Origin of the sequence: Shewanella sp. Isolate11 (genome assembly GCF_022398315.1) — a bacterium.
Classification (GTDB): Bacteria; Pseudomonadota; Gammaproteobacteria; order Enterobacterales; family Shewanellaceae; genus Shewanella.
The window spans coordinates 231,235-244,402 of the sequence record NZ_JAKEVF010000002.1; the positions used below are offsets into that span (position 1 = coordinate 231,235).

The following is a 13,168-nucleotide window of genomic DNA, read 5'->3' on the forward strand; positions in this document are numbered from 1 at the left end:
AGTTTGATTCAGATTGTATTACTGACTCATGAGCGTGAAATCGCACGTCCAACTAATACGGGCCAGTTGGCATTAAAAGGATTTCCCCAATATTGTCGACGCATAATATGGTCGAGAACGGCTGCCGATAACGAACTTAAACAAGCCTGTGAAAGCCAGCAGGCTCTGTTGCTGTTTCCTGAAACGCAACAGGACCCTTTGCATGAGCGCGAGCAACCACAATCTCAACCACAATCCCCGACAGACCCGCAGCTGTTATCAAATAAACAGATTATTATCTTGGATGCCACCTGGCAGGAAGCGCGAAAGATGGTGCGTCAGAGTCCATATCTACAACAGGCTCAGCGTTACTCGTTACAGGGCCAATCTAGTTCGCAATATCAGCTTCGGCGAAATCAGTTAACTGATGGTTTATGTACTCTTGAGTGCGTACAAGCGCTATTTACTCAATTGAATATGAATCAGCAGGCTGAGCAGCTACAACAAGTATTTCAATTATTTAACCAGAAAAAATGAGCCCTAGTGGCTCAGTTTTTCTGGTAAATTTATTCGTGATTCAATTTGTTGCGGCTTAAATTAGCGTCAAATATACACATAAGAAATGGCTTAGTGCGCCTAATAAGACAAATAGATGCCAAATAGCATGATTGTATGGAATGTTTTTACCCACATAGAATACCACCCCCACACTGTAGAATAGACCGCCCGCGAGTAACAGGTTAAAGCCCAAAGAAGTCATTGCGGCAATCAGATCTTCTAGCACTACCATGCAGAGCCAACCCATCACTAAGTACAAAATCACACTAAAGACTTTAAAGCGATGAATAAAAATCGTTTTAAATAATACCCCGCCCACAGCTAGACTCCAGATGGCAATGAGTATGATCTGTGCTTGCACACCATCGAGTGTATTTAACATCAGGGGAGTGTAAGTGCCGGCAATCAGTAGGTAAATCGCACAATGATCAGCAATTTTCAGTTTATGCTTCAATCTGGGATCACGAACGCTGTGATAGAGGGTAGAGCAGAGGAATAATAAGATAATGCTACAACAGTATATGATAACACCACTAAGTTGTACGCTTGTAAGGTTATTGAGTCCTTTGTTGATGGAAAAAATCAGGGCTAATATTCCTGCAATGACTCCAACGCCGTGGCTGACCGCGTTGGCGAATTCTTCATTAGCACTATATGGTGCAGATGCAGCGGGCATCTTAGTGGCTATTGATGTTGGTTGACTTGTCATAAATGATTATTACTATCTGGTTAGACCTGATTAGCCGCAGTGTAACAACAAACTCTTACCAATACCAGACAGCTTACACGTGTAAGCTAAAGCTTGTTGTGTAGATATAGCAGTTCAAGCTAGTTTAACCTTAGTTTAGTTAAATTTTATTTCTTATAAATACAGTTAATTATCATTTATACAAAGACTTATGCTTTATATTTTGCAAGCTAAAGTATCATAGATGTTGCGCCAAAATGAGCTGCTCTAAAAGCTGTGAAGCCGGACCTTGTTGATCTTTATTGGGAATGATGAGGTTAACGGCAGCGCGGCGATGACTACTGCCTTGAAGTGATAATTGATGTAGTTTGCCGTTCTTGATTAGCTCGTTGACATAATGTGCTGGTACCCAGCAAAAGCCTAAACCCTTGTTAAGAATTGTAATGGCTTCATGAAAGTTAGATACAGTCCATCGCCGTTCAGCTTTGAGCCAACCGAAATCGGTTCTTTCCACTTGCCCGGTATCTTTAATGACTATCTGCAGATGCTCGGCTAGAGTCTGATCGTCCAAAAGTTCGTATTCAACCAAAGGATGGGAAGGATGACATACCAATTGAAATTCAATCTGGCCAAGAGGCTCAGCAAGATATTGTTTAGGCGGTGTTCCTGCGATAGCGATGTCAACTTGCTGAGATTCAATTAGCTCATGGGTGCCACTGATCACTGAATCTAGAATGATGATCCGTGTGCCACGTCCTTGATGTTCAAATTGACTTAAGGCATCGACCAGTTTATCCATAGGATAGATGATCTCTCGCGCCACAATTAAGGTCGGTTCCCAGCCTTTTTCAAGGCTATTGGCCAGCTTTTCAAGCTCTGATACCGAGCGGGTGATGTGGCGTGAACGTCTCAACAGTACCTCTCCGGTTTCAGTGAGATAAGCTTTTCGGCCACGCACTTCCAGTAGTGAGACGCCAAGTTGAGATTGCAGTTTAGCCACAGCATGATTAAGGGAAGACTGGCTTTTATTGAGCTTTTGCGCTGCTTGAGCATAGCCGCCGTGGTCGACAACAGCTTGTAAGATCCGCCACTGCTCTAATGTTGATTTAGCTTGGTTCATGCTCAGTCTATCCCGTTAATCATCTTTAATTGATATCAGTCTATGGTTTAACACTGACTTGTTTTGGCAGATATTTCTTAGTGGCCTTTAGCTTATGAAAATAGGGGCCTTGATACAGTTTTGCTGGCCAATTAAGTAGCATCATGGCTAACACATTGCGGTGTTCGCCTAAGGCTAAGTCAGGATTACCTTTAGGTGACGGAATCGTTTGTTCACTCTTGTTGAACGCTTTGATGATATGTTGCTGAGTTTTACTGACTACGGGATGATTAGACAGACCGGCTAAATGAAAACTAATGCCCACTTCGGCGATAATATCATCGGTGGCATCCTTTAAGATGCGATCAATATTTGCCTCGAAATAATCCAAGATCCAAGCGAACTCTTTTGCATCGACATTGTGCTGATAATATTCACTGGCAGCAAAGATAAAATGGGTCATGCCGTAAATTTTATTTCTAAATTCGGCTCTTTTAAGCTGTTGGTCTCGGCTTGCTGGGTACACCTCATTAAAGGCCTTTTTATAGTCTGCAATGTAATCGCCCACACCAATCTGTTTAGCCCAGTATGCATAATTGATCAGCTGCGCCGCCCAAGCCTCAATCATTGCCTTATCAGTTAAGCCAGGCTCCAAGTCAGTTTGTTTGAGTGCTTTTAACAACTTGTCATGGCAGGGACCCTGTAGCCCGAACTCATCGATACGACTCGAGAAGCGCAGCAATACATCAGTATAAAAAATAAAATCAGGGAAAGGTTGTAAGGCCTTCTTACGTGCTTTGGCTCTGGGTCCATTACCTAATACCGAAATCGCATCTTTAGCTTCTTGTTCAATAAAACCAGGCTTATCGAGCTGACAGGCATAAAATCCTTGTGATTCGGTCACCGCATACAGATCGACTAGCGCGGCATTTGCGTATTTTTCATCACCAGTCATACGATAAAGACGAATTCCGTAGTGACCTTGTACTCGTGGTGGTAGCTGGTAGAGGTGATTTTCTAAATTGCTTTGTATGGCTTGACGTACTTGTTGTGGCTCTAAAGTTGCCGTTTTAGCAGCAGTCGTCATCGGCAGCAATAAACTTGCTGATAAGGTCAGTGAACAAAGTAGATTATAAGTTATGCGAGACATAGCCATGTTGGATCCTATTAATTAATATGCTGGGCGATACCGCTTCCCCGAAGAGTGATGCTAATTGCGCAGAAAAGGGGAGCTGTGCTTCATTTATCATTAGAATTTCAAAAACTTGCCTTTGATTTTGACAGCATTTTTGAGTTTGGTAAATCAGTTGTGCCACGCTTTGTTGCCATAGAGTATGGTAGTATAAAGGCCCTTCATTGCTAATCCCTTTAAAGCCATATATCGCATCAACAGCTTGTGGCCATGGTTGCGAAAAGCTGTGTTTAAACGCTTGCTCCATGGCTTGTTTATCTAATTTCCCTTGATAAAAACGCAGCGCCAATTTGCTGCGAAATATTTTGAGCTGCTGCGCATATTGATACAGGTAAGCCTCACGACTGTCGGCAGTAATAGGGGGTAATAATTGCTGACAAAGATAAGTCGCTAACCAATATTGGCCCACCAATGACGAGTCGATACTTTCACCTAAGCTATTAATTAAATAAAAATGCCCACCTTGAACAAGTAGATTTAACGCACTGGAAAATTGTTGGATAAATTGTTTTTGACTGCGATAGTCGCTTAATACTCGAGGATAGTTAAAAGACACTTGGCCAAACTGATGGCCAACAACGCTGAGACGGATTTTACTGGCCTGAATACGCTGTTGATGACCAAGATACAGCTCGCCTAATAAACGTTGGTCATGCCACACTCTCATCACCTGTGAGTTAATGAATTCGAATGTGATGCCCAAGTCTTTGAGCTGCTCAGCGATATTATCTAATAGAGCTTGACTAGAAATTGCCTCAATTTGCATCTTGCTGGCTTGGTTTAAGGTTAAGCCCAAATCCCACGGTGCAATGCTAGGTTTAGTGATCGCATTTAGAAATTGCTCAACTAAATCGGGTGTGAATAAATATTGTTCGGCTAATCGATAACTGGCGTAATCGGCAAATTGATGGCTTGCTGCTAGCTGCTGTTTATCACTTAAAAGCGCTGCAAGAGAGACTTGATTTTTGGCTTTGGCTCGTAACTCATAAGCCTGCCAAACTTGTTTTCGGCAATTTGGATCGCTTTGTTCAATCAAGTAACTGGCTATGGATTCGCTAAAGCGCTTGGTTTGTCCATTACTGGTTTCATCTTGCTTGAGTAAGCATTGGTCTTGGCTAATAACCAAAGACAGTTTTTGCTGTTTCAGGGCGTGAAGAATACTGGCTTGGAGCACATGACTTCGTGCTTTATCGTCAGTGCTAAGCGGCTCATTAAACAGTTTCGTTAACCGCTGGCCAAGTCGTTGATCTTGGTTGTTTGCGCTTTGGTTTAGCCGCTGGGTAATTTCGCCAATGAGCGGCATTTTAGCCAGCTGCTCGAACTTGTCAGCCAGTGTTAATTGACAACGTAAAAGCTGTTCGACGCTCTGAGTATGATCGGTTTGCTGCGTACTATTGTAATGACGATAGTAATTTACACTGTCTGACAGATTAAATAGGCCGAGCAACTGACGTTCTAATGCTACGGCTTGCTGCTCTAGACTCAGTGACTCAATATCTTCGATGCTAATCTGATATTGCAGACATTGCTGTGATAATAAAAAAGCAGGAGAGGCGGCCTGAGCCGCCCATGATAGACTAAGAAGAACTGCTGCTAAAATGTGTTTTAGCATATTCGACACGCTCTTCGACGGACATAGATTTGTTCTTCATTTGCTCTACATGATGCAGCCTTGGCAAAATGCCTCTGCCATTGGCGATTTGAATGGCTAACCCCGGACGAGCATTGAGTTCAAGTAATAGCGGACCTAATGCTTGATCTAGCACCATGTCGGTACCCAGATAACCGAGTTCACTCATCTCATAGGCTTTAGAGGCCGTATGTAACAAAGTATCCCAATGGGGTACTTCAATATCAATCAGGCGTTTGTCTGTATCAGGGTGAAACTCAATCGGACGATCAAATTGCACCGCATGTAGGCCTTTACCTGTGGCGATGTCGAGCCCGACCCCCACAGCACCTTGGTGCAAGTTAGCCTTACCGTCTGAAGCCGCAGTTGAGAGTCGTAGCATGCCCATGACAGGGAAGCCTTTAAAGACAATTAATCTGATATCTGGAACCCCTTCGAAGGAATAACCGTCGAATACCGGATCAAATTGGATTAAGCCTTCGACAATAGCCACATCAGGTTTACCCCCTAATGAAAATAAGCCACTGAGAATGTTAGATACATGACGGTCAATCTCACTTGGGGTGACTTCATGGCCATTAGGTTTGAAGTAATGACCATTATCGACCTTAGTGATCACCAAGATCCCTTTGCCACCAGAGCCTTGAGAGGGTTTTATCACAAAGCCATTTTGGTTGTTAACCATCTCAGGAATATGCACGATTTCGTGTTGTTGAGTCACAGTACCGATTAATGCCGGCACAGCGATATCATTGGCTAATGCCAGTTGTTTAGTGGTTAGCTTATCATCAACACGTTTATAAAATTTACGTTGGTTATAACGACCAATAAAGTCGATATTACGCTTGTTCATGCCGAGAACGCCTTGATCTTTTAGCGCCTTGGGGCGCGCGAACAGCATGATTATTCTCCCGCCAAAGGTCTAAAGCGACGCAGCTCTAGTAATTTATAGCCTGTGTATTGCCCCATGAGTAATACCATTGCCAAGATCACAAGGTGAATACCCAAGAAGTTAAACACCCAATGTTGTACCCAAGTGGCACTCATGGCGAGATAGGCCAGCGTAGCGACAAAAAGACTTCCGCCACCTTGGACTACGACTTCTTTTGCACCTTCCTCTTCCCACAGAATCGACATTCTTTCGATGGTCCACGCCAAAATAATCATTGGGAAGAAGGTGATGGTTAAGCCTTCGCTGAGGCCAAATTTATATGACAACAGTGTGAACAGACCGATGATACCAATGACCACAATAATCACCGCAGATATTCGCGAGATCAATAACAGGTTGAGGTCTGACAGGTAAGAGCGGATCATTAAACCGAATGCCACAATCAGCAAGAAGCCGACGAGGCCTGTGATTAAGGTGGTTTGGATAAAGGCGAGGGCAATCAATACCGGCATAAAGGTTCCGGATGTTTTAATGCCAATAATGACTCGTAAAAACACCACCATTAACACCCCGATAGGGATCAACAAAATTCCTTTAAACAGGCTCTGCTCTTCCAGGGGGAGTTGATAGAGTGAGAAATCGAGAGCATCCTTGTTTTTCATTACATCGATAGAGGTAGCCAATGCCGAACGGGTATCTTGCAACATAGAGAAGTTGACTTGTGAATTAACCCCACCAACCACATCGAGTGTCGATTTACCGCTACGATCCCAAATCAACAAGTTATCAGGGCGGCCTTGAGTCCCATCAGCAGGATTGAATAATACCCAACTGCCTTGATGATAAACTTCGACGAAATAGATGAGTTGTTGGCGACGACGCTGATCTTCAAGAAATAACCCACTGACTTTTTTGGCTGGGATCCCTTTGCTATTAAGCATATCTACGAATAAATTTGCCGGAGTATGGCTAGAGAGCAGCAACTCAACATTCTGACTTCTTTCGTTGGTATTGAATGCTTTATTTAACTGCTGTGCAAAAGAGAGGTTGGTGGCACTACGTGACCATACCTCTTCGATCACCTGCTCAGCAGCGGCTTTTTCAGTTGCAGGCCAGCTGTAAACTTGCGGTGTTTCAGGTTCTGCTTCAGAGGCAATTTGAGTTTTACCGGTAGGGACAAGGGTTACCTTGTAGTAAAGGTCTTGTTGACCTACGGCATTGCGCGTCGACCAAGTGGCTAAACGGCCATTGCCATCATCTCCAATGGTGAGTCCATAACCAGGTGAGGTGGCATTTTCAACTAGCACTTCAAAAGCGGGATCGCTAGGTAATGAGAAGGTCACTTCCGCGGCTTCACCTATACCCTGAAAACTGACTTTGGCATCAACAGCCCAGCTTTGAACTTGCTGCCCGGGGAGAAAAGGCACATTGTGTTCTATGCCTCGGTAGACGCTCGCGGCAATACCTGCGATAAACAGCAGCACGACTAAAATATAAAACGGTTTTCTCGAATGCATTTGCAACTAATCCTATTTTTATTTTGCGTCTTTGGGAGGGGTAACCTTGCCGTTGATAAAGCTTTGAGCAACATCGACGACGGCGATATCTTGCATAAACTTACGGCCTAACAACATTTGGTAATCGAGGTGGCTGCGGTCGGTTAAGTTAAGGTCGGTTTCGGCTTTATATTTACCGATCTGCAAATGTGCATGGATCACTGGACGGCGATCGCTGTTTTCGTCAGCTTCCTGTTTGATACGAACAAATCGCTCAACTTTGGACTCAAACGTCTGTGCGGGCTTGTCTGCGCCATTAGTCAATACGTCGAAACGAACCCACTGCTTGCCATCTCGTTCAAATAAAATGATATTATGAGCATCCAGTGAAGAAGATTCTGCTCCGGTATCGATACGAGTCTCAAAGCTCGCTTTAAGCTCATCGACAAATACATTTTCAACAGCGCCTAAAATAAATTTACCGCCAATGGGGGAAGGTTCACATTCGGTTGGTACAGCAATAACGGTTTTTTGTTTTTGTTGGCCACTGTTGACTGTAGTCTGCAAATCATCAACCTGTTTGGTTAGCGCCGTGATGGCTTTGCTTTGCTCTGCTTGATTGTCCTTAATCAATTGCACAATTTCACCTTGTTGCTGCGCTAAACTGGCATTCAGGGTTTGGGTATCGACAGGTGTTGGTTGCTCAGTTTTATTAGCAGCGGCACATCCCGTTAGAGCGGTGGCGACAGCGATAACAATTATTTGTTTTAACATAGTGCATCCCATTTACTATTTTCTGTTAGACCAAATCTTTATTCGGCTGATTTTTGGTGGCAATAAAGGTTGCCCGTTTAGGTGCTGGATAGCCTTCAACGGTGAGATTGACATCATTAGGGTCGAGGTAATCGACTAAAGATTCATTTGGCATCCATTCGGTACTACGTTGTTCTGCCAATGAAGTAATGTCAACATCGACACAACGAACATCGACAAAGTCAGCTTTTTTCAGCCAACCTTCTAATGCTTTTACCGATGGTAAAAACCACACGTTATTCATTTTTCCGTAGCGTTCGCTAGGGACTAATACGGTATTCTCATCGCCATCAATAACTAAGGTTTCTAATATCAATTCACCGCCAGCTCTGAGCTGGTCTCGAAGCTGAAAAAGATGGTCGATAGGCGAACGACGATGGTACAGCACTCCCATGGAGAATACGCTATCAAACGCATCCAAAGGGGGGAGATCTTCAATCCCTATGGGCAAAAGGTGAATAGGGTGTTGCTCACCGGCAAGGCGTTTAACCGCTTCAAATTGACACAAAAACAGCGGCGATGGGTCGATTCCCACCACATGTTTAGCGCCTTCACCTAACATGCGCCACATGTGATAACCACTGCCACAGCCCACATCAAGGACTGTACGGTTATTTAATGGAGATATATGTGGCTGAACTCGTTCCCATTTCCAGTCGGAGCGCCATTCGGTATCGATATGAATGCCGTGTAAGTGATAAGGCCCTTTACGCCAAGGTTTAAACAGCTTTAATAAATTTTCTAGTTTCTCGCGCTCGCCATCACTAAGTTGCTCGCCGCTTCCAACTGTTACGCTGGTTTTGAAATCAATCTGATCTGGTTCAGGGTAATGAAGCTTGTTGAGCACTTTTTCCCACTTTGGCAGATCGCCATGCTTATTATTACGCTGCCATTGACCCAAGATAGCAGGCATGTTCTCTAGCCAATGTTGAAGACTAGAATCGGCAATTTGCTTATAAAACGAACTAAAACTAATCACTTGATTGCCACCATAGATGCAAAATTAAAACATTGGAACCATTGGTTAAAATGGCTGAAGCCTTGAGCTTCGAGGCGCTGTTGGTGTTGTGCTAAGGTGTCTGGCTTCATCACATGCTCAAGCGAACTTCGCTTTTGACTGATCTCTAATTCGCTGTATCCGTTGGCGCGTTTGAAGTCCAGGTGCAGTTCATCCAATAGATGATGAATAGGTTCATCTGCAAAGGTTAGCTTTTCAGATAACACCAAAATGCCTCCAGGTTGCAGTCCCAAATAGATCTTATTTAGCAATTTATCTCTATCTTCAGGGGCAAGAAACTGCATTGTAAAATTTAGGATCACCATCGAGGCGTCTTTGATCTCGATATCTCGAATATCGGCGCAGATAAGTTCGACAGGGGTATCGCTGACATAGGCGCTTAAATTTTGCTGGCAGCGTTCGATCATGGATTGACTGTTATCAACGGCAACAATATGGCAATGTCGGCCATCGAGACGGCGACGAACACTGAGGGTTGCTGCACCAAGAGAGCAGCCGAGATCATAAACACGACTGTTTGGCGTCACACATTTATCGGCAAAATCACCTAAGGTTTTGATTATTTGTGTGTAGCCCGGTACCGAGCGGGTGATCATGTCGTTAAATACACCCGCGACCTTATCATCGAATTTAAAATCGCTGATGGTTTCACAAGCTTGGGCGTAAATAGTATCTTGAGATGAGTTCATTAGGGCTTATAAGATGAATTCGATTTTTCATTCTAGCGAATGATAACAGTTTGCAGCAAGTCTAGTACTGGAAATTATGGATAAAATTCTGTCTAATATCCTAATTACAACAATTATTTCACAGCCGTTTGACGTTCTAGGGAAAGCTATTGAAGTCACTTATACATTTCACTGTAGGTTTGTTGCTGTTTGTATCATTAGCAACGTTTGCGAGTGAAGCCGAACGTCCATTAGTCTTAGTAATGGGCGAGGATAGTTTTCCCTATCAATTTGTCGATGATAACGGCGATGTCAAAGGCATATTGGTTGACCTTTGGCGTGAATGGTCTTCGCAAACACAAACACCAGTGGTTTTTGTTCCCCGCCACTGGAGTGCATCATTGACTCAATTAAAGCAGGCCAGAGCCGATGTGCATATTGGTATGGGCTGGACCGCCGAGCGTCAGCATGCATTCGATTTCGCCGAGCCGTTTAGTTCTGTCAGTACTTATCTGTATTTACGTAAAACTCTGGTCGATAAAAACAGCTTTAAAGATTTGCGTCCCTATCGAATCGGTGTTGTTACAGGTTCATCACACGAGTCCATTTTATCTGCTCAAGCTTCAGGGCTTAATTTCCGTTATTACGCTAGCCGGGTATCATTACTTAAAGGTGTTATTGACGGCGAAGTCGATGTGTTTGCTGGTATGGAGGGGTATCTTCGAGATACCAGTGTCAGCCGTGCCGTAATGGAACAGTTTCCGATCCAGAACCGTTTGTTGATTAACAAAACGCAGATGTTGCCTGCGGTCGTTAAAGGTAATCAAGCGCTGATTGCCAAGATCAATCAGGGATTCAAACATATCCCTATAGCGACCCGTGATAAAATCGAGAAACGTTGGTTAGGTTACAGTAATGATGCCAACACCTTGGTCATCGCCACAAGTATAGGTATTCAACCTTTTGTTGACCTTGGCGGTGATGGTGAGCCCCATGGCTTATATGTTGATATTTGGAAATTGTGGTCGAAGAAAACCGGTATCAACGTGGTTTTTCGTCCCGCAACGATGAGCGAAACTTTAGAGGATATCAAATATCGTAGAGCCGATATCCAGATTGGCTACCCAGAAAGCGAGACCATGAAAACTCGCTATTCACGTGCATGGCAAATCTATCAACTTAAAAGCCGCTTATTCAGTTACCGAGAGCCGATAAAAAATATCACGGATTTAGTGGGTAAGCGCATTGGCGTGGTACCAACCGCACCATATTTGGATAAGTTGAAAGCCGAATTACCCGAATCTGAACTCAAAATTTATCCAGATGTTCAGCAGATGATTGAGGCGGCCAAAGCAGGTCATATCACTGCTTTCTTCGCATCTTCTGCATGGACTCAGCATTACTTATTAACCAGTGAGTCCTGGAGTGATTTTTATCAATTTCCTGATTTGACTTTTATTACCAATATTTATGGATTAGTTCGTAATGAAGATAAAGGCTTAGTAAAACGTATTCAGGCTGGATTTAAACTGATCTCTCAAGAGGAGTTAGCCAGCATAGAAGCCAAGTGGGTGCTAAACAGCGATGACCGTACCTTCAGTATCAATCAGACCCAATTACATTTTGATGCACAGCAAACAGCCTACCTCGAATCCTTACCTCCGTTGAAAGTCGGTTATCTCAGACATTGGGAACCCATGGAGTTCCAAGGGGCAGATGGGCAGTTTAACGGCATTAACAGTGAAGTGAGTTATCTGCTGGCGAATAAACTCCATCTTGAGTTGCAGCCGGTTGTGTTCGATGAATGGAACGCATTGCTGGAAGCGTTAAAAATAGGCGATATTGATATCGCCGGCAGCGTGGCACAAACGGCTTCGAGAGAAAAAGATCTTGTCTTTAGTAGTGCCTATTGGCCTTCACCATGGGGGTTAATTACCGCGCATGATCAAATTGCTATATTTAATTTATCTCAACTTAGCGGTAAACGGTTAGCAATTGTTGCCGGTTACCATCTAATTCCTAACTTGATGAATAATATCAAAAGCCTTGAGCTAGTATTAGTGCCAAATACTCGTGCTGGTATCGATGCGGTTGCCCAAGGAAATGCCGATGCTTTTATTGAAAAAGTGGTCAATATGGGCGGCGAATTACGTGCATCTGATTATCGTAATTTAAAGATGTCAGTGTTGGCTGATTATGCATCAGAGCAGAGTCATTTTGGTCTTAACCCTAAGCTTAAGCCTTTATTGCCTATGCTCGATAAAGCGATAGCCCAAATCAGTAGTGAACAACAGCAGCAGATCTATCAACGCTGGAGTAAACACAACAATGGGACTATGTGGTATCACATAAGTTGGAAACAAGGTTTCGTACTGCTGTTTATTTTCGCCATAATAGCGCTGGTACTGGTTTCTCGCAGGGTCAATAAAAATACTAAAGCGGAATTGACTCGAGTTAAAAATCAGTTAACCAGTTTAGAGAAGTTTGACTCGCAAACGGGCTTAGCGAATCGCAGTTTACTCGATGATAGGTTACAGCAAGCCGTGTTGATGCATAGACGCGAAATGATCCCCTTTGCGGTGCTGTTTATCTGTTTTGATAATATCCGTGATGTTAATCAGGGGGTTGGCCATGAGATTGGTAACAAAGCTTTCTTATTGGGTGCCAAGGAACTGCAAGAGGCGGTAAGAAAATCCGATACCTTGGCGCGATTTGGTGAGAATGAATTTATCATGGTGCTTAATCGCATTCAGGATCTGGATAAAGTTTGCCAAGTCGCAGACAGTATCGTTGGCCGATTCAGTCGTGCTTTTGCTATCGATGGTATAGATGTGGCACTATCTGTGAGCATTGGTGTGGCCATGTATCCAAGCGATGGAGATAGTGCCGTTGAACTACTCAAAACCGCAGATCAATTAATGTCCCGAGCGGTGCAACATGGTGGTCAGTGTTACCGTTGTGCTTAGGTCAAAAGTCGCTAAATAGAACGCTTTTGATTTAGGCAACCATCATATCGGTGGATATTTATCCAACCCAAGAATTTACTTCATGTTAAGACGATGAAGTTGTTTTGAAATCGGCAATATTTCACTATAATGCCGCTTTTGTCATGTATTGAATATTTCCCAAGTTACG

Annotated in this window: 11 protein-coding genes; 2 read left to right on the plus strand and 9 right to left on the minus strand. The window is 43.6% G+C overall.

Going from position 1 to position 13,168, the window contains the following annotated elements:
- The first annotated feature begins 3 nt into the window (after positions 1–3).
- The gene (locus L1D21_RS06250; protein ID WP_239844393.1) at positions 4–516 is read left to right on the plus strand and encodes a tRNA-uridine aminocarboxypropyltransferase; all 513 of its coding nucleotides are present in this window, start codon (positions 4–6) and stop codon (positions 514–516) included.
- A gap of 55 nt (positions 517–571) precedes the next feature.
- On the opposite strand, the gene L1D21_RS06255 is transcribed toward L1D21_RS06250, so the two are convergent.
- The 9 genes from L1D21_RS06255 to cmoA all read right to left on the minus strand — a co-directional run bounded on the left by L1D21_RS06255 (position 572) and on the right by cmoA (position 10,054).
- Positions 572–1,246 (minus strand): hemolysin III family protein, encoded by a 675-nt coding sequence (locus tag L1D21_RS06255; protein WP_239844394.1) that lies wholly within the window; start codon positions 1,244–1,246, stop codon positions 572–574.
- A 217-nt stretch (positions 1,247–1,463) separates the two neighbouring features.
- The gene (locus L1D21_RS06260; protein ID WP_239844395.1) at positions 1,464–2,345 is read right to left on the minus strand and encodes a LysR family transcriptional regulator; all 882 of its coding nucleotides are present in this window, start codon (positions 2,343–2,345) and stop codon (positions 1,464–1,466) included.
- 40 nt (positions 2,346–2,385) lie between these two features.
- A complete protein-coding gene (locus L1D21_RS06265; protein ID WP_239844925.1) occupies positions 2,386–3,411 on the minus strand; it encodes a DUF3541 domain-containing protein in 1,026 nt (341 codons plus the stop codon).
- A 43-nt stretch (positions 3,412–3,454) separates the two neighbouring features.
- Positions 3,455–5,128 carry a M3 family metallopeptidase gene (locus tag L1D21_RS06270; RefSeq protein WP_239844396.1) on the minus strand — a complete coding sequence of 558 codons (1,674 nt, stop codon included), beginning with the start codon at positions 5,126–5,128 and terminating at the stop codon, positions 3,455–3,457.
- The gene (locus L1D21_RS06275) at positions 5,094–6,047 is read right to left on the minus strand and encodes an alpha-L-glutamate ligase-like protein (RefSeq protein WP_239844397.1); all 954 of its coding nucleotides are present in this window, start codon (positions 6,045–6,047) and stop codon (positions 5,094–5,096) included. The genes L1D21_RS06270 and L1D21_RS06275 overlap by 35 nt, the downstream gene beginning before the upstream one ends.
- A 2-nt stretch (positions 6,048–6,049) precedes the next feature.
- Positions 6,050–7,555 (minus strand): UUP1 family membrane protein, encoded by a 1,506-nt coding sequence (locus L1D21_RS06280; RefSeq protein ID WP_239844398.1) that lies wholly within the window; start codon positions 7,553–7,555, stop codon positions 6,050–6,052.
- Between the two features lie 18 nt (positions 7,556–7,573).
- Positions 7,574–8,308, minus strand: a complete 735-nt coding sequence (locus L1D21_RS06285; protein ID WP_239844399.1) for an ATP-dependent zinc protease — start codon at positions 8,306–8,308, stop codon at positions 7,574–7,576.
- A gap of 25 nt (positions 8,309–8,333) precedes the next feature.
- Entirely contained in the window at positions 8,334–9,326 is a 993-nt protein-coding gene (gene cmoB, locus L1D21_RS06290) for a tRNA 5-methoxyuridine(34)/uridine 5-oxyacetic acid(34) synthase CmoB (protein ID WP_239844400.1), read from the minus strand.
- On the minus strand, positions 9,323–10,054 hold the full coding sequence (cmoA, locus tag L1D21_RS06295) for a carboxy-S-adenosyl-L-methionine synthase CmoA (RefSeq protein ID WP_239844401.1): 732 nt from the start codon (positions 10,052–10,054) through the stop codon (positions 9,323–9,325). Before cmoA ends, cmoB begins: the two co-directional genes overlap by 4 nt.
- Before the next feature lie 149 nt (positions 10,055–10,203).
- Here cmoA and L1D21_RS06300 point away from each other — a divergent pair, with 149 nt between their 5' ends.
- Complete coding sequence (locus L1D21_RS06300) at positions 10,204–12,999, plus strand: transporter substrate-binding domain-containing protein (RefSeq protein ID WP_239844402.1); 2,796 nt, start codon at positions 10,204–10,206, stop codon at positions 12,997–12,999.
- The last annotated feature ends 169 nt before the right edge of the window (positions 13,000–13,168 follow it).

What these genes read in the sequence shown, in the direction of transcription:
- L1D21_RS06255 (WP_239844394.1), bottom strand. Translation starts at nt 1,246, where the DNA reads ATGACAAGTCAACCAACATCAATAGCCACTAAGATGCCCGCTGCATCT.
- L1D21_RS06260 (WP_239844395.1), bottom strand. Translation starts at nt 2,345, where the DNA reads ATGAACCAAGCTAAATCAACATTAGAGCAGTGGCGGATCTTACAAGCT.
- L1D21_RS06265 (WP_239844925.1), bottom strand. Translation starts at nt 3,411, where the DNA reads ATGACGACTGCTGCTAAAACGGCAACTTTAGAGCCACAACAAGTACGT.
- L1D21_RS06270 (WP_239844396.1), bottom strand. Translation starts at nt 5,128, where the DNA reads ATGCTAAAACACATTTTAGCAGCAGTTCTTCTTAGTCTATCATGGGCG.
- L1D21_RS06275 (WP_239844397.1), bottom strand. Translation starts at nt 6,047, where the DNA reads ATGCTGTTCGCGCGCCCCAAGGCGCTAAAAGATCAAGGCGTTCTCGGC.
- L1D21_RS06280 (WP_239844398.1), bottom strand. Translation starts at nt 7,555, where the DNA reads ATGCATTCGAGAAAACCGTTTTATATTTTAGTCGTGCTGCTGTTTATC.
- L1D21_RS06285 (WP_239844399.1), bottom strand. Translation starts at nt 8,308, where the DNA reads ATGTTAAAACAAATAATTGTTATCGCTGTCGCCACCGCTCTAACGGGA.
- cmoA (WP_239844401.1), bottom strand. Translation starts at nt 10,054, where the DNA reads ATGAACTCATCTCAAGATACTATTTACGCCCAAGCTTGTGAAACCATC.